General features: G+C 59.5%; 18 protein-coding genes. 12 read left to right on the forward strand and 6 right to left on the reverse strand.

Annotated features, from left to right (window positions below):
* The first annotated feature begins 28 nt into the window (after nt 1–28).
* The 3 genes from carB to GA0061103_RS12535 all read left to right on the forward strand — a co-directional run bounded on the left by carB (nt 29) and on the right by GA0061103_RS12535 (nt 5,319).
* Complete coding sequence (carB, locus tag GA0061103_RS12525; protein ID WP_092711599.1) at nt 29–3,514, forward strand: carbamoyl-phosphate synthase large subunit; 3,486 nt, start codon at nt 29–31, stop codon at nt 3,512–3,514.
* A 242-nt stretch (nt 3,515–3,756) separates the two neighbouring features.
* On the forward strand, nt 3,757–4,233 hold the full coding sequence (gene greA / locus GA0061103_RS12530; RefSeq protein ID WP_015340574.1) for a transcription elongation factor GreA: 477 nt from the start codon (nt 3,757–3,759) through the stop codon (nt 4,231–4,233).
* A 6-nt stretch (nt 4,234–4,239) separates the two neighbouring features.
* On the forward strand, nt 4,240–5,319 hold the full coding sequence (locus GA0061103_RS12535; protein WP_092711601.1) for a glycosyltransferase family 4 protein: 1,080 nt from the start codon (nt 4,240–4,242) through the stop codon (nt 5,317–5,319).
* 9 nt (nt 5,320–5,328) lie between these two features.
* Here GA0061103_RS12535 and GA0061103_RS12540 read toward each other — a convergent pair whose 3' ends face one another.
* From GA0061103_RS12540 to GA0061103_RS12550, 3 genes are all read right to left on the reverse strand, one after another.
* The gene (locus tag GA0061103_RS12540; RefSeq protein WP_092712771.1) at nt 5,329–6,243 is read right to left on the reverse strand and encodes a glycosyltransferase family 92 protein; all 915 of its coding nucleotides are present in this window, start codon (nt 6,241–6,243) and stop codon (nt 5,329–5,331) included.
* A gap of 63 nt (nt 6,244–6,306) precedes the next feature.
* Nucleotides 6,307–7,215 carry a glycosyl transferase gene (locus GA0061103_RS12545; protein WP_092711603.1) on the reverse strand — a complete coding sequence of 303 codons (909 nt, stop codon included), beginning with the start codon at nt 7,213–7,215 and terminating at the stop codon, nt 6,307–6,309.
* 4 nt (nt 7,216–7,219) lie between these two features.
* Nucleotides 7,220–7,687 (reverse strand): Lrp/AsnC family transcriptional regulator, encoded by a 468-nt coding sequence (locus GA0061103_RS12550; RefSeq protein WP_015340578.1) that lies wholly within the window; start codon nt 7,685–7,687, stop codon nt 7,220–7,222.
* A 238-nt stretch (nt 7,688–7,925) separates the two neighbouring features.
* Between GA0061103_RS12550 and trxB the strand changes: the two genes are divergently transcribed.
* From trxB to GA0061103_RS12570, 4 genes are all read left to right on the forward strand, one after another.
* Nucleotides 7,926–8,900: a thioredoxin-disulfide reductase gene (gene trxB, locus GA0061103_RS12555; protein WP_092711605.1), complete on the forward strand. Its 975-nt coding sequence runs from the start codon at nt 7,926–7,928 to the stop codon at nt 8,898–8,900.
* A gap of 23 nt (nt 8,901–8,923) precedes the next feature.
* Nucleotides 8,924–9,820, forward strand: coding sequence for a LysR family transcriptional regulator VtlR (locus GA0061103_RS12560; protein WP_092711607.1), 897 nt, complete (start codon nt 8,924–8,926; stop codon nt 9,818–9,820).
* A gap of 564 nt (nt 9,821–10,384) precedes the next feature.
* Nucleotides 10,385–10,678, forward strand: coding sequence for an ArsR/SmtB family transcription factor (locus tag GA0061103_RS12565; RefSeq protein WP_092711609.1), 294 nt, complete (start codon nt 10,385–10,387; stop codon nt 10,676–10,678).
* Between the two features lie 96 nt (nt 10,679–10,774).
* Nucleotides 10,775–11,887 carry an alkene reductase gene (locus tag GA0061103_RS12570; RefSeq protein WP_092711611.1) on the forward strand — a complete coding sequence of 371 codons (1,113 nt, stop codon included), beginning with the start codon at nt 10,775–10,777 and terminating at the stop codon, nt 11,885–11,887.
* A 119-nt stretch (nt 11,888–12,006) separates the two neighbouring features.
* Here the strand turns inward: GA0061103_RS12570 and GA0061103_RS12575 are convergent, their stop codons facing one another.
* Nucleotides 12,007–12,984: an SDR family oxidoreductase gene (locus GA0061103_RS12575; RefSeq protein WP_092712773.1), complete on the reverse strand. Its 978-nt coding sequence runs from the start codon at nt 12,982–12,984 to the stop codon at nt 12,007–12,009.
* A gap of 92 nt (nt 12,985–13,076) precedes the next feature.
* Here GA0061103_RS12575 and GA0061103_RS12580 point away from each other — a divergent pair, with 92 nt between their 5' ends.
* Both GA0061103_RS12580 and GA0061103_RS12585 read left to right on the forward strand, forming a co-directional pair.
* On the forward strand, nt 13,077–13,991 hold the full coding sequence (locus GA0061103_RS12580; protein ID WP_092711613.1) for a LysR family transcriptional regulator: 915 nt from the start codon (nt 13,077–13,079) through the stop codon (nt 13,989–13,991).
* A gap of 2 nt (nt 13,992–13,993) precedes the next feature.
* On the forward strand, nt 13,994–14,509 hold the full coding sequence (locus GA0061103_RS12585; protein WP_092711615.1) for a GrpB family protein: 516 nt from the start codon (nt 13,994–13,996) through the stop codon (nt 14,507–14,509).
* Here the strand turns inward: GA0061103_RS12585 and GA0061103_RS12590 are convergent.
* Nucleotides 14,506–14,787 (reverse strand): DUF2188 domain-containing protein, encoded by a 282-nt coding sequence (locus GA0061103_RS12590; RefSeq protein ID WP_092711617.1) that lies wholly within the window; start codon nt 14,785–14,787, stop codon nt 14,506–14,508. The two genes, GA0061103_RS12585 and GA0061103_RS12590, sit on opposite strands and share 4 nt — an antisense overlap.
* Before the next feature lie 229 nt (nt 14,788–15,016).
* Here GA0061103_RS12590 and GA0061103_RS12595 point away from each other — a divergent pair, with 229 nt between their 5' ends.
* The gene (locus tag GA0061103_RS12595; protein ID WP_092711619.1) at nt 15,017–16,120 is read left to right on the forward strand and encodes a calcium:cation antiporter; all 1,104 of its coding nucleotides are present in this window, start codon (nt 15,017–15,019) and stop codon (nt 16,118–16,120) included.
* A 141-nt stretch (nt 16,121–16,261) separates the two neighbouring features.
* Here GA0061103_RS12595 and GA0061103_RS12600 read toward each other — a convergent pair whose 3' ends face one another.
* The gene (locus GA0061103_RS12600; protein WP_092711621.1) at nt 16,262–17,464 is read right to left on the reverse strand and encodes a pyridoxal phosphate-dependent aminotransferase; all 1,203 of its coding nucleotides are present in this window, start codon (nt 17,462–17,464) and stop codon (nt 16,262–16,264) included.
* Nucleotides 17,465–17,983: 519 nt separating this feature from the next.
* Here GA0061103_RS12600 and GA0061103_RS12605 point away from each other — a divergent pair.
* Nucleotides 17,984–19,129 carry a PQQ-dependent sugar dehydrogenase gene (locus tag GA0061103_RS12605; protein ID WP_092711623.1) on the forward strand — a complete coding sequence of 382 codons (1,146 nt, stop codon included), beginning with the start codon at nt 17,984–17,986 and terminating at the stop codon, nt 19,127–19,129.
* Between the two features lie 100 nt (nt 19,130–19,229).
* Complete coding sequence (locus tag GA0061103_RS12610) at nt 19,230–20,120, forward strand: DMT family transporter (protein WP_092711625.1); 891 nt, start codon at nt 19,230–19,232, stop codon at nt 20,118–20,120.
* The last annotated feature ends 389 nt before the right edge of the window (nt 20,121–20,509 follow it).

The raw sequence follows: 20,509 nt of genomic DNA on the forward strand, positions 1-20,509 counted from the left end.
TGCGCAACGAAAAAACGGATGAGAGCCCATGCCGAAGCGCCAAGATATCAAATCGATCCTCATTATCGGTGCAGGACCGATTGTTATCGGACAGGCTTGCGAATTCGACTATTCCGGCACGCAGGCCTGCAAGGCGCTGCGAGAGGAAGGCTACCGCGTCATCCTCGTCAATTCCAACCCGGCAACGATCATGACTGATCCGGGCCTGGCGGATGCGACCTATGTCGAGCCGATTACGCCTGAAGTCGTCGCCAAGATCATCGCCAAGGAGCGCCCGGACGCGCTGCTGCCGACCATGGGCGGCCAGACCGCGCTCAACACGGCGCTGTCGCTGAAGCGCATGGGCGTGCTCGATCGCTACAATGTCGAGATGATTGGCGCCAAGCCGGCCGCCATCGACATGGCCGAAGACCGCGCCCTCTTCCGCGAAGCCATGGCCCGCATCGGGCTGGAAACGCCGCGCTCCATGCTCGCAAATGCCACCGACATCAAGGATGCCGACCGCAAGACGCATGAAGCCGAGCGCAGCAAGCTGAAGGCGCAGCTTACCGGCGCCGAGCTCGACAAGGCGCTCGATGCGCTCGAAAACCAGTGGAACCTCGGCGAGAGCGACCGCAAGCAACGTTATATGAGCCATGCCATGGCGATTGCCGCGCAGGCGCTCGACCATGTCGGCCTGCCCGCCATTATCCGCCCGTCCTTCACGCTCGGCGGCACTGGCGGCGGCATCGCCTACAACCGTTCGGAATTCTTCGAAATCGTCGGCGGCGGCCTTGATGCCTCCCCGACCACGGAAGTGCTGATCGAAGAATCGGTGCTCGGTTGGAAGGAATTCGAGATGGAAGTGGTCCGCGACAAGGCGGACAACTGCATCATCATCTGCTCCATCGAAAACATCGACCCGATGGGTGTCCACACCGGCGACTCGATCACCGTCGCCCCAGCGCTGACGCTGACCGACAAAGAATACCAGATCATGCGCAACGCCTCGATCGCTGTCCTGCGCGAGATCGGCGTCGAAACCGGCGGTTCGAACGTGCAGTTCGCCGTCAATCCGAAGGACGGCCGCCTCGTCGTCATCGAAATGAACCCGCGCGTGTCGCGCTCCTCGGCGCTGGCCTCGAAGGCCACCGGCTTCCCGATCGCCAAGGTCGCGGCGAAGCTCGCCGTCGGCTACACGCTGGACGAACTCGAAAACGACATCACCGGCGGCGCAACGCCTGCCTCCTTCGAACCGTCGATCGACTACGTCGTCACCAAGATCCCGCGCTTCGCCTTCGAAAAGTTCCCCGGCGCCTCCCCGGTTCTGACCACGGCCATGAAGTCGGTCGGCGAAGTCATGGCCATCGGCCGCACCTTCGCAGAATCGCTGCAGAAGGCATTGCGCGGCCTCGAAACCGGCCTGACGGGTCTGGACGAGATCGAAATCCCGGGCATTGAGGAAGGCGAAGGCAGCCAGAACGCCATCCGCGCCGCCATCGGCACGCCGACGCCCGACCGTCTGCGCATGGTCGCCCAGGCGCTGCGCCAGGGCATGAGCATCGAAGAGGTACATGAAGGCTGCAAGATAGACCCCTGGTTCCTTGAGCAGCTGAAGAACATCGTTGACATGGAAGTCCGCATCCGCGAGCACGGCCTGCCGCAGGATGCCGCCAACCTGCGCATGCTGAAGGCCATGGGCTTCTCCGACGCGCGCCTCGCGACGCTGACCGGCAAGCGCCCGAAGGAAGTGGCCGAATTCCGCAATTCGCTGAACGTCCGGCCGGTCTTCAAGCGCATCGACACCTGTGCTGCCGAATTCGCCTCGCCGACTGCCTACATGTACTCGACCTATGAGACGCCCTTCGTCGGCGCCGCCCGCTCCGAAGCGCAGGTTTCCGACCGCAAGAAGGTCGTCATCCTCGGCGGCGGCCCGAACCGTATCGGCCAGGGCATCGAGTTCGACTACTGCTGCTGCCATGCCGCCTTCGCCTTGAAGGATGCCGGTTATGAAGCGATCATGATCAACTGCAACCCGGAAACGGTTTCTACCGACTACGACACGTCGGATCGCCTCTATTTCGAACCGCTGACGGCGGAAGACGTCATCGAAATCCTGCGTGCGGAACAGGAAAAGGGCGAAGTCGTCGGTGTCATCGTCCAGTTCGGCGGCCAGACGCCGCTGAAGCTTGCCGAAGCGCTTGAGAAGAACGGCATCCCGATCCTCGGCACCGCGCCCGATGCCATCGACCTTGCCGAAGACCGCGACCGCTTCCAGAAGCTGCTGATGAAGCTCGACCTCAACCAGCCGAACAACGGCATCGCCTATTCGGTCGAGCAGGCACGCCTGGTCGCCTCCGAAATCGGCTTCCCGCTGGTCGTGCGCCCATCCTACGTTCTCGGCGGCCGCGCCATGCAGATCCTCCATTCAGAAGGCCAGCTCCAGACCTACCTTCTCGATACGGTGCCTGAACTGGTGCCGGAAGACATCAAGCAGCGCTATCCGAACGACAAGACCGGCCAGATCAACACGCTGCTCGGCAAGAACCCCTTGCTCTTCGACAGCTACCTCGCCAACGCCATCGAAGTCGATGTCGACTGCCTGTCCGACGGCACCGACGTCTACGTCGCCGGCATCATGGAACACATCGAAGAGGCCGGCATTCACTCCGGCGATTCCGCTTGCTCGCTGCCGCCGCGCACGCTTTCCCCAGCCATGATCGACGAGCTCGAGCGCCAGGCGAAAGCCATGGCCAAGGCTCTGAATGTCGGCGGCTTGATGAACGTGCAGTTCGCCATTAAGGACGGCACCGTCTACGTGCTCGAAGTCAACCCCCGCGCCTCGCGTACCGTGCCGTTCGTCGCCAAGACCATCGGCGCGCCGATCGCAAAGATCGCCGCGCGTGTCATGGCTGGCGAAAAGCTGGATGCGACCTTCGCCGCCTATGGCGAAAAGCCCGATCCGCGCAAGCTGAAGCATATCGCAGTCAAGGAAGCCGTCTTCCCCTTCGCGCGCTTCCCCGGCGTCGACACCCTGCTCGGACCGGAAATGCGGTCGACCGGCGAAGTCATCGGCCTCGACACCGATTTTGCGCTGGCCTTCGCCAAGTCGCAGCTCGGCGCTGGCGTCGAATTGCCGCGTGACGGGACGGTATTCGTCTCGGTTCGCGACGACGACAAGCCGCGCGTGCTCCCCGCCATCCGCATGCTCGCAGAACAAGGCTTCAAGGTGCTCGCAACCGGCGGAACCCAGCGTTATCTAGCTGAAAACGGCATTGAGGCGATGAAGATCAACAAGGTGCTTGAGGGACGTCCGCATATCGAGGACGCCATCCGCAACCGTCAGGTCCAGCTCGTCATCAACACGACCGACAGCAACAAGGCGATTTCAGATTCGAAGTCGCTCCGCCGCGCGACGCTGATGCAGAAGGTGCCCTATTACACCACCATGGCCGGTGCCGAAGCAGCCGCCATGGCAATCAAGGCACTGAAGGCCGGAAACCTCGAAGTTCAACCGCTGCAGAGCTATTTCTGAGGCGCATAATTCGACTGCAAGGAGCGTGAGCTGGGTAGCCGGCTCACGTTCATCAGACGATCGAGCGGGCAAGGAGCTTCAACAGGAGCTTTCCTTAAACCTTCGAATTTTCTGGCAATCGTCTGTCTCAATCTGCTATAGGTGACAGAATAATGGCTCTGGATGGTTCCGAAGTACCCCTTCGGGACCTGTTTTCTTTTGTGTCTGCAGCAGAGCAACACAGGGAGTGAAGGACAAGAAAAATGGTTGAAAAGGTACCGATGACGCAGAACGGGTTCGTCAAGCTGCAGGAAGAACTGCGCTGGCGTCAGCAGGAAGAGCGCCCGCGAATCATCGAGGCAATTGCAGAAGCACGCGCCCATGGCGATCTCTCTGAAAATGCCGAGTACCATGCAGCCAAGGAAGCCCAGAGCCATAACGAAGGCCGCATCAGCGAGCTCGAAGACCTGACGGCGCGCGCCGAAGTCATCGACCTCACCAAGATGTCCGGCTCGAAGATCAAGTTCGGCGCCAAAGTAAAGCTCGTCGACGAAGACACCGAGGAAGAGAAGATCTACCAGATCGTCGGCGATCAGGAAGCCGACGTGAAGGCAGGCCGCATCTCCATCTCCTCCCCGATCGCCCGCGCCCTGATCGGCAAGGAAGTCGGCGATTCCATCGAGGTCAATGCACCCGGCGGCGCCAAGGGCTACGAAATCCTCTCCATCACCTGGGGCTGATCGCCCGTGCGCGATCGCGAGTCAGCGCATGCGAACGATCTCCGTGAGATCGAAATCATAGCAACGAATTTCAAACGCCGGCTTTCCGGCGTTACATCGACGATCGTGCAGCTCATCCCTAAGCAGGTCGAGCTCGGCTATCATATCGCTACACTCGGCCCCGGCCTGCCGGAGAACCTGCCAAGGCTCGGTTGGCTTCACCTGCCCGGCCTCTGGATGAAGCCGCGCCGCTATCGCGTCCGCATCTGGCATGCCCGCCGCAACAACGAGATGCTTGTGGGTTTGCTGCTGCGCTCCGTTCTGCGCATGCGCCTGAAGCTTGTCTTCACCTCGGCCGCCCAGCGCCGCCACACCGACTACACGCGCTGGCTGATCCGCCGCATGGATGCGGTGATCGCCACCAGCACCCGCTCGGGCAGCTTTCTCGAGGTACCGCACACCGTCATTCAGCACGGCGTCGACCTCAACAGCTTCCATCCGCCGGAAAAGCCCGACGACCGCATGGCCGCAACAGACCTGCCCGGCACCTATCTGATCGGCTGCTTCGGCCGCGTCCGTCATCAGAAGGGCACCGATCTCTTCGTCAAGGCGATGATCGAGCTCCTGCCGCGCTATCCGGACTGGACCGCCGTCGTCTGCGGCCGCGTGACATCAGAGCATCGCGGCTTCGGTGAGCAACTGGAAAAGATGGTTGCAGATGCAGGTCTCGCCGATCGCATCCGCTTCATGGGCGAGGTCGACGATATCAAGCCCTGGTATCGCCGCGCTACCCTCTATGTCGCGCCGTCCCGCAACGAAGGTTTCGGCCTGACACCGCTAGAAGCCATGGCCTCCCGCACGGCCGTCGTCGCATCGGATGCCGGCGCCTATGCGGAGATGATCGTTGCGGGCGAAACCGGCGCCGTGGTGCCGGCGGGCAATGGCGAGGCTCTGACGAAGGCGATCGCCTTCTATCTGGCCAATCCGGAAGAAGCGCTTCTTCAAGGCGAGAACGCCGTGCGCCATGTGCGCAGCGAATTCGCGCTGGAAAAGGAAGCGACCGCCATCGGCGACGTCTACAAGCGGCTGCTCGTCGCCAACAGGTAGGCGGATCGATCAGCGACCAAGATCGACGCGGTTGCGCTCGATGAACTCGATCATCGAGCGATCCTCCACCATGTCCTCCTCGATGCTTTTGACGATGGACAGGACCTTGTCCCGATATTTTGCCGCACTGCTGTCATAAGTCCATCCCCGCGCCAGCTTCTTCATCAGTTCCTGCCGGGATTTCGTATAATAGTGGTTCAGCTGGAGAAAACGGTTGGAATAGAACTCGGGCGACTTCCGCGCCCGCCGCGTAAATCGTTCGCCGGCGTCATTGGCCGTCAGATCGCCATGAGCACGCGTTTGGAACTGATGCACACTGACTTCGGTTACTTCACATGGATCGACGATACACTTGAAATTGCTGACGTTTTCCTTCGTCGTCATTGGATCGGCGCCACGCATCCAGTAATTCAGCGTAAGGGGACCGTCCGGCGGCGTCTCGTGGCCGCTGGTCGCGAACATGTGCCAGGGCAGCGACACATTCGGGAAATCCCCGACGGCCTCCAGCGCCTGCTCAACGGTCGTCGCCTCCTTCGGCAGAAGAAATTCATCGACATCGATGAACGCCATCCAACGATAGTCGCCGCCGAAATTCAAAATGGCATGCGCGAAGGTGATGACCTGCCCGTTCAACATCGCCGACGTCGCCGCATCGCGCATGCGCCCAGCCCAGGGAATGATGGTCAACGCGTCTTGCGAGAGCAGGCTTCGAAGAAATGCGCAGGTCTCGTCGGTCGAGCCGTTGTCGTAGATATAGAAGTGGCGAATGCCGACCGCCTGATGGAAGCGCACCCATTCCTCGATGTAGCGGGCCTCGTTCTTCACGCAGGCGGCAATTGCGATGCCGTGACGCCCTGCCCTCGGCTCCGGCGGATCGATGGACAGCTTCTTGGCGTCGGACACCTTGGGTTTCAGCCAGCGCATAAGCTTCATTCCATCAACCTTAATTTCAATCGGGCTCGCCGGCCCTGTCGGCTCCGGCAAAGATCAAGCCTGCGGCTTCAGTGCAAACCTGTCGTCGTAACCAAAATCATATTTGAGCAACGCCGAAACGCGGGAATAGTTGACGAAAGCGACGCCGCGCTCGGCTGCGATCTGCCGCGCAAGCACGAGATGCTCGATGATCCGGCCTTCGGCGCGGGCAATGCCGGAAAAAGCGGTATCTCCGGCTGTCTCATAAAATCGGGGCTCGCCGGCATTGGATATATCGATCCCTAGGAAGCCGACCTGCTGCTGCGCGCAGTAAAGGGCAAATTGCAGGGCCGAGACGGCGACGGACCCACCCAGAAACACCCCGCGGTCTGGCGAAAGCGAAAAACCCGCCGAACCCTCGGCATCCAATCGCACATATTGCAGTTTCTTGAGATCGTCGACCGAACGGCGGCGCGCGCCATACGGCTTGCGGATATCGTCGATCAGGATAATCGTCTTGTCCGCCAGCCAGCTTTTGTCAATCTCGCAGAGCGCACGCAGCACCGCCACGGAAAACAGGCAAAGCGAGCCGGGAGCGACCTTCTCGCGCAGCATATCGAGATGCCGCCATACGAAACGCTCATCTTCGACAGCGATTGCCAACGGCTCGGCGATCCGATCGCCTGACAGGCCGATAGCGCCATTGAGAAGAATGGCGCTGTGGAATTCCAGACCGCTCAGATCGCAATCGCGAATTGATGGGCCTGAGCCGACGATATAGACCGCATCGCCGCAGCGTTCGCGCAGACGGTCCATGCCGGCAAGGCTCGCGACCTTGACGCCCCGGTAAAGCACCTCGCTGACATTCTGGCTGCGGACGATGCTCAGTCCCGGAAACCAATCCTGCACATGAGCTCGCGAGCCGCCCAGGAAAAGGCGCACGCCGGACTTGATCAGCGACCGATGCCAGGGGCGATCTGCCATTCGCCTAAAGCTCCACTAGGCCGAGCTTCTTGACTTGCCGGATGGTCAGCATGGTGCGCACAGTGTCGACATGTTCATTTGCCGTCAGAACCTCGATAACGAAATCCTGGAAGCGGGTGAGATTTTCGGCAACACAGTGCAGCAGAAAATCACTGTCGCCGGATACCATCCATGCCTGCCGAACCAGCGGCCATGCCGAAGTTGCGCTGGCAAAAGCCTTGAGGTTCGCTTCCGACTGATGCTTGAGGCCAACCATGCAGAATGCCACGAGATCGAAGCCCAGTTTCGGGCTGTTCAGCATGGCGTGATAGCCTTCGATAACACCGGCCTCTTCCAGCTTGCGCACGCGGCGCAGGCATGGCGGTGCCGAAATGCCAACCCTGTCTGCGAGCTCGACGTTGGTCATTCGTCCGTCCCGCTGGAGTTCCCGCAGAATCTTGATATCGATGGCATCGAGCTCAGCGCGAAGCACTTTTTGGCCTTTCTTTAATTCCCCCTCGCCAGCTTCTATATAAGGCAGGAAAATACGCAAGAAAGTTTCTCTCGCGTAGTTGATTCTTACACAAAGCAGATTTGCTCTGTGTGTAATGCAAGGCTGCCCTTGAATAAATGCATAAGGCAATCATAAATGAAGCAGCGGATCGCGAAATCGCCTGCTTTGCGCGCTTGAAGCCGCGGTTTCCCAATCGCCGAAATTGAAAGGACTGACTATGCCTGCCCGCCACACAAAGGTGCTCATCATCGGTTCCGGCCCAGCCGGCTACACCGCCGCGGTTTACGCCGCGCGCGCGATGCTGCAGCCGGTTCTGATCGCTGGTCTCGAACAGGGCGGCCAGCTGATGATCACGACCGATGTCGAGAACTATCCGGGCTTTGCCGATCCGATCCAGGGTCCGTGGCTGATGGAGCAGATGCTGCAGCAGGCACAGCATGTCGGCGCCGAAATCGTCAACGACCTTGTGACTGAAGTCGATACGAACCAGCGTCCCTTCGTCGCCCGCACCGATAGCGGCCAGGTCTGGACCGCCGACACGCTCATCATTGCGACCGGCGCCAAGGCGAAATGGCTGGGTATCGAGAGCGAGCAGCATTTCCAGGGCTTCGGCGTCTCCGCCTGCGCCACTTGCGATGGCTTCTTCTACCGCAACAAGGACGTGATCGTGGTCGGCGGCGGCAACAGCGCCGTTGAAGAGGCGCTATACCTCTCCAATATCGCGAAATCGGTGACCGTGGTGCATCGCCGCGATACTTTCCGTTCGGAAAAGATCCTGCAGGAGCGCCTGTTCGCCAAGGCAAACGTCAAAATCCTCTGGAACACTGAGGTCGCGGAGATCACCGGCACTCCCGCCAAGCCGCCGATGCCGCCATCGGTCACGGGCGCGAGGCTGCGCGATGCGCGCACCGGCGCCATCACGGAAATGCCGATCGACGGTGTCTTCGTTGCCATCGGCCATGCGCCGGCGACCGAGCTCTTCAAGGGCAAATTGAAACTCAAGGATAACGGCTATCTCTGGACTGCTGCCGATTCGACCGCGACCAGCGTCGAAGGCATCTATGCCGCGGGTGATGTGACCGACGATACGTTCCGGCAGGCGATCACGGCAGCGGGAATGGGCTGCATGGCCGCACTTGAGGCGGAACGCTACTTGACCGGGCACATGCCCGTCGCCGTGGCTGCGGAGTGATGCAGCCGATGAGGGGAAACGGCATGCCATTGGATTGGGACAAGCTGCGTATCTTTCACGCGGCTGCCGAAGCGGGTTCGTTCACGCATGCGGCCGACAAGTTGCACTTGTCTCAATCCGCCATCAGCCGACAGGTCAGCGCTCTCGAGCAGGATGTCGGTATAAAGCTCTTCCATCGTCATGCGCGTGGCCTCATCCTGACCGAACAGGGTGAGCTGCTTTATCGCACGGCCCATGACGTTCTGCTGAAGCTCGAAACGGTCAAGATGCAATTGACCGAGACGACCGACAAGCCGAGCGGCAAGCTGCGCGTAACGACAACGGTCGGTCTCGGCCAAGGCTGGCTCACCGACAAGATCCAGGAATTCCTGCAGCTCTATCCTGATATGCAGATCCAGCTGATCCTCGACAACGAGGAGCTGGATGTGAACATGCGCCATGCGGACTGCGCCATCCGTCTGCGCCAGCCGCAGCAGTCGGATCTGATCCAGCGCAAGCTCTTCACCGTGCACATGCATGTCTATGCCGCCCCCTCCTACATCAACCGCTACGGCGAGCCGCAGTCGGTGGAGGATCTGGACGAGCATCGCATCATCAGCTTCGGCGAGCCGGCACCCAATTACCTGCTCGACGTCAACTGGCTGGAGATCGCCGGCCGCTCATCCGACAACAAGCGCGTGCCGCACTTGCAGATCAACAGCCAGACGTCGATCAAGCGCGCCTGCCTGCTCGGCATCGGCATCGCGGTACTGCCTGACTATATCGTCGGCCGCGACCCTGGCCTCATTCAGCTTGCGATCAATGCCGACGTGCCATCCTTCGACACCTATTTCTGCTACCCCGACGAGATGAAGAACGCAGCTAAGCTCAAGGTTTTTCGTGATTTTATTGTAGCGAAAGCTCGTAACTGGAACTTCTGACGAAGGTAAGTCACTGATAACGAACTCTTTTTACGGCTAGTATATCAGCCACGCATATGACGCATAGCTGATATGCACAAATGAGAGTTGAAGCCTGCACATTTAACTACCATATCGCACATAGCTGATGCACACGGTGGCTTTTCCTCCCAGTTCCACCGCATTGGCTGTTCCCCTCTGGAGGTTTTTGACCTTCATACCTATAGGGCCCTGGTTCACTCCGGAGGCCCTTTTTTTTGCCCTTTTGCCGCTGACGTAGCAAACGCATAACTGCCATGCACAAAAAAGCATTGCGCACTGCACAAATTAGCATCATAACGCACTCAGCTGATGCACACGGTGGCTTTTCCTCCCAGTTCCACCGCATTGGCTGTTCCCCTCTGGAGGTTTTGACCTTCACACCTATAAGGGCCCTGGTTTATACCGGTGGCCCTCTTTTTTTGCCCAATTTCTAAGCATGCACGTCGGCAGCCTTGCCGAAAATAATATTCAGCGTCGCCCTTGATATATCGAAAATCGTCGATACATAAATCGCAATTATTCGATATTCATGCGGTGAACGCCATGGACAAGAACGAGATACTGAAGGCTCTGGCCCATCCGGCCCGGCTGGAAATCCTCAACCACCTCAAAGATCCGCACACTCATTTCCCGACCCAGGAACACCCGCTGGAGCTTGGCGTCTGCGCCAGTCAGTTCGAGCGCTGCGGCCTGTCGCAATCGACCGTCTCGGCGCATCTCGGCACGCTGCACCGCGCCGGCCTGGTGACGACACGGCGCCTCGGCCAGTGGATTTTCTACAAACGCAACGAGGAGACCATCGCCGACTTCCTCGCGGCCATGCAGAAGGAACTGTGAAGATGCCTCGTTTTGCCGGCCCGCATTCCGGAGGCGAGCCTCTCGCCTCCTCCTGATTCCCTCCTTCATCCTCCCCCAAGTAAAAAGGACCAACCCATGACCAAATTATTCGAACCGACGAAGCTGGGTGATATTTCCATCGCCAACCGCATCGTCATGGCACCGCTGACGCGCAACCGCTCGCCGAATGCCGTGCCGAACGAACTGAACGTCAAATATTATGCCCAGCGCGCCTCGGCCGGCCTGATCATCACCGAAGCAACGGCGATCACCCATCAAGGCCAGGGATACGCCGACGTTCCCGGCCTCTACAGCAAGGAAGCCCTCGACGGCTGGAGGAAGGTGACGGATGCCGTGCATGCCAATGGCGGCAAGATCGTCGTGCAGATGTGGCATGTCGGCCGCATCTCCCATACGACTCTGCAGCCGAACGGCGGCAAGCCGGTCTCGTCGACGTCCAAGCGCGCTGAAAATTCGAAGACCTATCTGGTCAACGGCGACGGCACCGGCGGCTTTACCGACGTCTCCGAGCCGCGTGCACTCGAAACCTCGGAAATCCCGGGCATCATCGAGGATTACCGCAAGGCGGCCCGCGCCGCGATCGATGCCGGCTTTGACGGCGTCGAGATCCATGGCGCCAACGGCTACCTGATCGACCAGTTCTTGCGCGGCAATGTCAACGACCGCACCGACCAGTATGGCGGCGCGATAGAGAATCGTGCCCGCTTCCTATTCGAAGTGGTCGATGCCGTCACCAAGGAAGTCGGTGCGGGCCGCACCGCGATCCGCATCTCGCCTGTCACCTCATCCGGCGATGCCAGCGATCCGGCCCCGCAGCAGCTCTTCACCTATGTCATCGAAGGCCTGGCAAAGTACGGCCTCGCCTATATCCACGTCATCGAGGGCCAGACCGGCGGCAAGCGTGACTCCCTACCCTTCGATTACGATGCCCTGCATGCAGCCTACAAGGCCGCAGGCGGCAAGGCCGGCTGGATGGTCAACAATGCCTATACCCGCGAGATGGCGATTGAAGCCGTCGACCGTGGCAAGGCGGATGTCGTTGCCTTCGGCAAGCCGTTCATCTCCAACCCCGATCTCGTCCGCCGCCTGAAGGAAGATGCACCGCTCGCCCAATGGGACCAGGCAACGCTCTATGGTGGTGGCGCCAAGGGCTACGACGACTATCCGGCTCTGGACGAGGCTGCTTGAACCGACCTCTGAAGAGTCTTCTTATCAACGGAATCCCCTCGCAACGCATGTTGCGAGGTTTTTTCATTACCTGAGCTTCAACGGGCATAGCCTGATTAATCGGGCGATAGGGGTATCGCTCATGCCGCCGGCAGGCAGCCGATCGACGCCAGGCTGCTGCGAACAGCCTTATCGATCGGCGTATGCGGCTCTTCACCGAGCATAGCCACGAGCTTGTCGTTCCGCATCTGCAGCGGCACGTCCCAGAGATAGCTCATTTCGCGCAGTTCCCGCATCAATGTCACGAAGGGAGCAGCCAGCGGCACCATCCACCAGGGAAATGCCCTCACCTTCACCTTGTGCCCAAGCACGCGCTGCACGGCTTCGATCATCTGCCTGCCGTCTCCATCCCAATGGCCGCGCATATGATAGACGGCGAAGGACGGCAGCTGGTCGCCCTTCTCGATCAATCGGATCATGGTCTCGGCGACATCGGGCAGATAGGCCCATTGATGGCCGACGCCACGCTTGCCCGGATAGGTCATCGAATTGATCGGCTTGCCCGGCGTCACCATGGCTTGAGAAAACCAGCTGTTGGCGCGTGCGCCACCGAAGAAATCGCCGGCGCGAACGATGATGACCGGGCTATCGCCCTGCTCTGCCGCCGCCCGCAGGCGCCGCTCCATCTGCACGCGGATAGCGCCCTTGCGGGTCTTCGGCCGTTGCGCGCTGTCTTCCGTGACATTCGGAAAAACATCGGGACCGAAATTATAAACCGTACCGGGCAGCACGATGCGCGCACCGACCACCTTGGCCGCGGCAATGGTGTTGTCGAGCATCGGCAGGACGACTTTGCCCCAATCGCGATAGCCGGGCGGGTTGACGGCATGCACGATGACATCAGCGCCCCGCGCCGCCTTCAGAACATCATCCGCCTGCATGGCGTCGCCCTGGAACCAGTCGAATTCCGGCTGGCGGCGGGCCGCCTCGGCCGCATTGCGGTTCAGCGCCCGAATGCGCCAGCCGCGAAGGGCAAGCCCTTCCGCGACGGCACCGCCAATGCCGCCGGTCGCGCCGAGTATCAGGGCCGTCTTTGTGCTTTCCATCTCATTGCTCATCGTCATCTCCATCGGTTTCGATGGGCTGACTATGCTTGGCATTGGCGATAAACGAAATTGCTGAAAAATCTGCAGATGGTATACATAAATATATGACATCACGATCTGAGCCAAGCTGGGACTTCTATCGCACCTTTCTCGCCGTGCTGGAGCACGGCTCGCTGTCGGCCGCTGCCCGCGAACTCGGCCTGACACAGCCGACGGTCGGCCGTCATATCGACGCCTTGGAACAATCGGTCGGCGCGGAGCTATTCACGCGTTCGCAACAGGGGTTGTTGCCGACCGACACCGCCATCGTTCTGAAACCTTATGCCGAAACTTTGGCGAGCACGACTGCCGCACTGTTGCGCGCAGCCTCCGGCTCGAAGGATAAGGTCAGCGGCACGGTGCGCATCAGTGCGAGCGAGGTCATCGGAACGGAAGTGCTGCCACCGATCCTTGCCAAGTTGCAGGCAAGCTATCCCGATCTGATCGTGGAGCTTTCAGCCTCCGATACGGTGGAAGATCTGCTACAGCGCGAGGCCGATATCGCCGTACGCATGGTCGCGCCGGCGCAAGAAGCACTGCTCGCCCGGCATATCGGCATCATCTCTCTCGGCCTCTTCGCCCATCGCAGCTATATCGAGCGGTACGGCAAGCCCGAAACCCTCGAGGAGCTGCGTCGGCACAAGCTCATCGGCTTCGATCGCCAGACTGCCTATATACGCATGATGCTGAAGCGTTATCCGATGCTCGAAGGCGCTTCCTTCAGCTTTCGTTCCGACCACAGCATCGCGCTCCACAATGCGCTGCGCGCCGGCATCGGCATCAGTTTCTATCAAATCCCCTTGGCAAGCCGCGATCCAAACCTCGTGCTGATATTGCCCGAGATCGAGGTGGAGATCGACACCTGGATCGTCATGCATGAAAATCTGAAGACATCGCCACGCTGCCGCGTGACATTCGATGCCCTGGTGACGGGTTTGCTTGATTACATCAAGGAAAACAACCTGGAGAATGGATCTTGATTATGGGAACAGCGGTGGAACTGGTGCCATACGACCCATGCTGGCCAGGAGATTTCGAACGCATCCGCGAAAAGCTCGAACGATTGCTGGCACCCTATGTCGTGACGATCGAACATATCGGCAGCACCTCCATTCCCGGAATCGCCGCAAAACCGCTCATCGATATCGATATCATCCTGCGCGGCTCAGCCGATGTGCCTGCAGCAACACAGATTCTTCTGGAGCAGAATTACGAACCCCGCGGCAATCGCTATGATGATGATGTTTGGGCCTTCATGCGGCGCGACGGCAGACCGCCGGAACGAATTTATCTCTGCCCGCCGAACAACCGGACCCATGTGCACAGGGTGATCTTTCGCGATTATCTTCGCGCACATCCTGCAGAAGCGGCAGCCTATGCCGCGCTGAAATTGGAGCTCGCCGAAATGCATCGACATGATGGCGATCGCTACACCGCCGAGAAACGTCACTTCGTCGACGCGATTATCGAAAAGGCAGTCGGCCAGCGGCAGATCTAGGCGCCCGGAGCGGTATCGACTGGCGGGAAATGCATCTGGCCGTCGATGACTTCCGTTTCCGGGCGGTCACCGCCATCGGCATATTCCTCATGCCATTTGCCGCTCTCGTCCTGCCAGCTGATTTCGGCGGAATCTCCCCCGATTTGCTGTTCCGCCGCCACGATCCTGGCGGCCTCCACCGCCTCGGAATGTGTTGGAAACGCTTCCGAATAAACGTCACGGAAGCGATAAGCCCACCCACCGTCATGCGGCACGATTTCGTAAACGACCTTGACCATTCAGACCCTCCTTCTCATCTGCCAAGACCTTCGAACCGGACGTTGCCGGCAGAATCGCGTGCATCTGAGACGGGTTCGAGGATGCCGCGGCATTGTGGTTGGGCAGACCTATCCGCGCAGTATTCCATTAAACCGCGTTAACTGCAAATTTCGCCCCCTTCCCCGCAAGCTTGATGTGCGAAATCCTTGCTTTAGAGTGCAACCGTGAATCGGCGCAAAGGTGGGGAAAGTGATCATAGCGAAGTGGTTTAAGCAGGAAAAATACCTGCTCGTGGCATTGGCGATTGCCGTTGCCGCCTATGTCGGCGAGCATTCCATACTGGAAATGGGCCAAGGCGCGGCGATGGTCGCAGCCGCTGCATTGATCGCGACGATTGTACTGGCATCCATGCGCGTCGCCCACCACGCCGAGACCCTTGCCGTCAAGGTCGGCGATCCCTACGGCACGATGATCCTCACCTTGTCGGCCGTTGCCGTCGAGGTCATCATCCTCGCCATCATGATGAGCGGCGAGAGTTCGCCGACGCTGGTGCGCGACACCATCTATGCCGCCGTCATGCTCGATATCAACGGCATCCTCGGCCTTGCTGCTCTTCTCGGCGGGCTGAAGCATGGCGAACAGCCCTATAATGACGATTCCAGCCGCACCTATGGCGTGATGATCCTGACCGCTATGGGCATTTCGATGATCGTGCCCGAATTCATTCCCGATGCGAAATGGCACTATTATTCCGCCTTCACCATCGTCGCGATGATCGCACTCTACGCGCTCTTCCTGCGCATGCAGGTGGGAAAGCACAGCTATTTCTTCAGCTACAGCTACCCCCGCACAGAAAAGAAACTCGCGGCGGCCGATGACGAAGAGCATCATGACGAAGAATCCACAACGACCTCGATCGTGACAATCCTGATCGGCGTCGTGCTGATCGGTGCTTTGGCGGAATTCATGTCGGCCTTCATGGATACCGGCCTCAGGGGCACCGGCGCTCCGCCCGCCATCGCCGCCATCGTCGTCGCCGCCATCTCGGCAGCGCCGGAAATTCTGACGGCGCTGCGCGCAGCCCTCAGAAACCGCATGCAGGCGACGGTCAACATCGCCCTTGGCGCCTCGCTGTCGACGGTCATCCTGACGGTGCCCGTCATGGAGGCGATCGCGCTCTATACGGGGCAGCCCTTCATCATGGCCATGTCGCCGGTGCAGACGGTCATGGTGATGATCACGCTGATCGTCGCCGCCATCAACCTCAACGACGGCGAAACCAACGCCATCGAGGGCATGACCCATTTCATTCTTTTCGCCACCTTCATCATGCTGACGGCGCTCGGTCTTTGATTCCGATTTCAAGGACTTGCGCCGATTGGCGGATTCAAATTGCGAAACGCTTGAATCAACGAATGAAGATGAAACCGGCAAGCTGAATGAAAAAAGCCCGCCATCTCTGGCGGGCTTTTCAATTGAACGATTATGGATCGCTTACTTGCACGCGCCGCAGAAGCGCTGGATGCGGCGGCAAGCTTCCTCGAGCAGCTCTTCCGAAGTCGCGTAGGAGATGCGGAAGTTCGGGCCGAGGCCGAAAGCCGAACCGTGAACGACGGCAACGCCTTCCGATTCCAGCAACTCGGACACGAAGTCCTCGTCCGTCTCGATGACCTTGCCCGTCGGAGCCGTCTTGCCGATCAGGCCGGCGCAGGACGGGTAGACGTAGAAGGCACCTTCCGGAACCGGGCACGAAATGCCCTTCGCCTGGTTCAGCATCGATACGACGAGATCGCGACGACCTTCGAAGATCTTCTTGTTGCGCGGAATGAAGTCCTGCGGACCGTTGAGCGCTTCGACGGCCGCCCACTGTGCGATCGAGGTCGCACCCGAGGTCTGCTGACCCTGGATCATATCCATCGCCTTGATGAGCTGCAGCGGGCCGGCAGCATAGCCGATACGCCAACCAGTCATCGCATAGGCCTTCGAGACGCCATTCATCGTCAGCGTACGGTCGTAGAGGCTCGGCTCGACTTCGACCGGCGTGGCAAATTTGAACTCGCCATAGGTCAGGTGCTCGTACATGTCGTCGGTCAGGACCCAGACATGCGGATGCTTGACCAGCACGTCCGTCAGCGCCTTCAGTTCGGCATGCGTATAGGCAGCACCCGATGGGTTGGACGGCGAGTTGAACATGAACCACTTGGTCTTCGGCGTGATCGCCTTCTCAAGATCGGCAGGCTGCAGCTTGAAGCTGTTCGCCTGCGTCGTCGCGACGAAAACCGGCGTGCCGCCGCACAGCGCCACCATTTCGGGGTAGGAAACCCAATAAGGCGTCGGGATGATGACTTCGTCGCCCGGGTTCAGCGTCGCCATGAAGGCGTTGAACAGGATCTGCTTGCCGCCCGTGCCGACGATGGTCTGCTCGGGAGCGTAGTCGAGATTGTTCTCGCGCTTGAACTTGGCGGCGATCGCTTTGCGCAGTTCCGGGATGCCGGCAACCGGCGTGTACTTCGTCTCGCCGCGATTGATCGCATCGATGGCGGCTGCCTTGATATTATCAGGCGTATCGAAATCGGGCTCACCGGCACCGAGGCCGATCACGTCGCGTCCTTTTGCTTTCAGCTCGCGCGCTTTCTGGGAAACGGCGATGGTGGCAGAAGGCTTTACACGGGAAAGAGCGTCGGCAAGAAAGGCCATGGTGATCGGTCCTATTCGGTTGAAAATGGCAGAAAGCCTGCGGACCAGTTTTCTGCGCTAAGCTCTATGTCGAATATGGGCCGACGTTTCAAGCACAAAGGCGTCACAGTGGCTTTATTTCCTGGCTTTCCGGGCAATCCGCGAGCGCTCTGCTTACCCGGCTAGAGAGCTGCGCTATCGGCTGCAGTCCTCGGTCGTATCGGACAGGGGTGGTCATCGGGGGCCATCGGCGCTCGATACGGACTTGAATCAAGATATGAGGCGCTTGATTCAAATTCTGAAGAGTCCCGAAATTTCTTATTTGGAACAAATACTTCTTCCTCCCCCATCCAATGCAAGGCCCTTGGAGGCCTTGCCGCAGGGCTTTTGCCCTCACCTTCAGCCCGGGTCGAAAAAGCGGAATGGCACCATCCTCTCTCCGACACGAACACAAAGACGTTATCGGCTCGGCGATCAGCCTTGAATGGCAACGGAACGCTCCCACCTTGCAAAGGCGAACCTGTTGGGGAGGTTGGACAGATGCGTGCCAGCATAACGGGATTTTCGATTGCCTTGATGACTTTTGCCCTGTTGTCGACAACGACGATGCTGGCCGCATCCGCACAAACCATCAAAACGCAGAAGGTCGAGGTCAAAGTCGAAACGATAGCAGCGGGGCTCGAACACCCCTGGGCGGTCGCCGTATTGCCCGATGGCGCCTACGTCGTTACCGAACGTCCTGGACGCATGCGTGTCGTCCGCGATGGCAAGGTTTTCGTACCCCTGTCAGGCGTGCCAGAAGTCTATGCACACGGCCAGGGCGGCCTGCTCGATGTCGCCCTTGATCCGAAATTCTCAAGCAACCGCACACTCTATTTCACCGCCTCGGTGGCAGGCGATGGTGGAAGCGGCACGGCCGTCTTTCGCGCCAGACTATCGCCGGACGAAACCCGGCTGACGGATGTGAGGCGCATCTTCCTGATGAACAAGCTGTCGCGCGGCAATATCCAGTACGGTTCGCGCATCGCCATTGCACGCGACGGCAGCCTCTTCGTCAGCCTCGGCGACCGCGGCCAGCAGGATCGCGCCCAGGACTTTCATGACGACGCCGGCTCCATCATCCACATCGAAGCCGATGGCAGCATCCCCGCCGACAATCCGTTCAAGGACGGCAAGCGCGCCCTGCCCGAAATCTGGTCGAAGGGCCACCGCAACCCGCAAGGCATCACCTTCGATAGCGAGACAAACAGGCTCTACACGGCAGAGCACGGCGCCCGAGGCGGCGATGAGATCAACACGCCCGAAGCCGGCAAGAACTACGGCTGGCCCATCATCTCCTATGGCGTCAATTATAACGGCACGAAAATCGGCATCGGAACCGCCAAAGCAGGTATGGAGCAGCCACGCTTCTATTGGGACCCGTCGATTGCACCGGGCGGCATTGTCGTCTACCGTGGCAAGATGTTTCCCGAATGGAACGGCGAGTTCCTGGTGACAGCGCTGAAGTTCGAGCTGCTGTCGCGCCTAAATCAGGACGGCAGGGGCAAGATCACCGAACAGGAACGTATGTTTGACGGCAAATTCGGGCGCTTGCGCGATATTGCGGTCGCGCCTGATGGTGCGCTGCTGATCACGACCGATGAAGACAACGGCGCGCTTCTGAGGGTTTCGAGAGCCACAAGCTAACCCTCAACGCTCTGCTTCGGGCATCTTTAAGCCTTGCCGCAAGCAAAAGCAGCTGCTAACGGTCGGCCTCATTCTTTCCTCCCCTTCCCGCAGGATGCAGATGTCTCGCATACAGGCGAATTTGTTGTTGTTGCTTGCCGCCGCGATCTGGGGCGGCGGTTTCGTTGCGCAATCGACAGCGATGAAGGCGATCGGACCCTTCTGGTTCATCGGCCTGCGATTTGCCGTGGCCACCATGGTCGTCCTGCCTTTCGTGTGGATGGAAAACAGAAAGGCCGCGAAGCCACTGACGCCTCGCAACTGGCTCTCCTTTTTGTTGATCGGCCTCGCTCTTTTCGGCGGAGCGGCAACGCAGCAGCTCGGCCTGCTAACGACGACGGTCACGAATTCCAGCTTCATCACCGGTCTTTACGTGGTCTTTGTGCCGCTGATCGCCGTTATCTTTCTGCGCCGCTCGCCGCATTGGGTCATCTGGCCCGCGGCATTGATGGCGCTTTGCGGCATCTACCTGCTCTCGGGCGGCTCGTTCTCGCGCCTCACCGTCGGCGATTTTCTGACCGTGATCTGCGCGCTCTTCTGGGCGGCGCAAATCACGCTTGCCGGCTCCGCCGTCAACGAAACCGGCCGGCCGCTCGGCATTTCCGCTACGCAATTTGCCGTCACCGCCGTCCTTGCTCTCGCGGTTGCCGTCGCCATCGAGCCGATCAGCATTGCTGATATAAGCGCCGCACTCGGCGAGATCCTCTATGTCGGCATCTTCTCCTCAGGTCTGGCTTTCGCGCTGCAGATCATTGGCCAGCGTTATACAACCGCGCCCCAGGCCGCGATCTTCCTGTCATCGGAGGCATTATTCGGGGCTTCGCTCGGCGCCTTGCTACTCGGAGAGACCATCGGTCCGCTCGGCTATGCCGGCTGCGCACTGATGTTTACGGCGATGCTGGCCGTGGAATTGGTACCGGAATTGACCCGCCGACGCGACGCCACAGCATAAAAAACGCCGGAAATGCGCGCTTTTAGCCGCTTGACGGCATGGCTTGCCAAAATTTTTCGAACAATCGAAAACAGCCGTTCACATCAGCCGATTTGGGAAAATCTCGCTAAAACTATATCGCGAGCGATGCAAAACCCTTAGAAACTTGTTTCAAAGTGGGAAAATTTGCGAATCGCCTTAACATATTCGCGTTACGGTATTGTGCCTGTTGTGCCACGTTAAAAAACTTTTGCTTGCCAATTTCCCATAAACACAGCACTCTCAATGGTGTTCGGGCATTTTTAGAGCATGGGAAGTCCTAATAGAATTGCGAGCCGGAAACGCTAATATTCCGGTCAGCTTGGTCGAGAAGCGGGGTGGCAAACATCGCATCGAGATCATGCCGAGTT

This window comes from Martinezella multihospitum, from assembly GCF_900094585.1.
Taxonomy (GTDB): domain Bacteria; phylum Pseudomonadota; class Alphaproteobacteria; order Rhizobiales; family Rhizobiaceae; genus Rhizobium; species Rhizobium multihospitium.

Excerpts from the sequence above, each read along its gene's own strand:
- GA0061103_RS12560 (WP_092711607.1), top strand. The coding sequence starts at position 8,924 with ATGCCATTGGATTGGGACAAGCTGCGTATCTTTCACGCGGCTGCCGAA.
- GA0061103_RS12545 (WP_092711603.1), bottom strand. The coding sequence starts at position 7,215 with ATGGCAGATCGCCCCTGGCATCGGTCGCTGATCAAGTCCGGCGTGCGC.
- GA0061103_RS12565 (WP_092711609.1), top strand. The coding sequence starts at position 10,385 with ATGGACAAGAACGAGATACTGAAGGCTCTGGCCCATCCGGCCCGGCTG.
- GA0061103_RS12600 (WP_092711621.1), bottom strand. The coding sequence starts at position 17,464 with ATGGCCTTTCTTGCCGACGCTCTTTCCCGTGTAAAGCCTTCTGCCACC.
- trxB (WP_092711605.1), top strand. The coding sequence starts at position 7,926 with ATGCCTGCCCGCCACACAAAGGTGCTCATCATCGGTTCCGGCCCAGCC.
- GA0061103_RS12580 (WP_092711613.1), top strand. The coding sequence starts at position 13,077 with ATGACATCACGATCTGAGCCAAGCTGGGACTTCTATCGCACCTTTCTC.
- GA0061103_RS12610 (WP_092711625.1), top strand. The coding sequence starts at position 19,230 with ATGTCTCGCATACAGGCGAATTTGTTGTTGTTGCTTGCCGCCGCGATC.
- GA0061103_RS12590 (WP_092711617.1), bottom strand. The coding sequence starts at position 14,787 with ATGGTCAAGGTCGTTTACGAAATCGTGCCGCATGACGGTGGGTGGGCT.
- GA0061103_RS12575 (WP_092712773.1), bottom strand. The coding sequence starts at position 12,984 with ATGAGCAATGAGATGGAAAGCACAAAGACGGCCCTGATACTCGGCGCG.
- carB (WP_092711599.1), top strand. The coding sequence starts at position 29 with ATGCCGAAGCGCCAAGATATCAAATCGATCCTCATTATCGGTGCAGGA.
- GA0061103_RS12585 (WP_092711615.1), top strand. The coding sequence starts at position 13,994 with ATGGGAACAGCGGTGGAACTGGTGCCATACGACCCATGCTGGCCAGGA.
- GA0061103_RS12570 (WP_092711611.1), top strand. The coding sequence starts at position 10,775 with ATGACCAAATTATTCGAACCGACGAAGCTGGGTGATATTTCCATCGCC.
- greA (WP_015340574.1), top strand. The coding sequence starts at position 3,757 with ATGGTTGAAAAGGTACCGATGACGCAGAACGGGTTCGTCAAGCTGCAG.
- GA0061103_RS12605 (WP_092711623.1), top strand. The coding sequence starts at position 17,984 with ATGCGTGCCAGCATAACGGGATTTTCGATTGCCTTGATGACTTTTGCC.
- GA0061103_RS12540 (WP_092712771.1), bottom strand. The coding sequence starts at position 6,243 with ATGCGCTGGCTGAAACCCAAGGTGTCCGACGCCAAGAAGCTGTCCATC.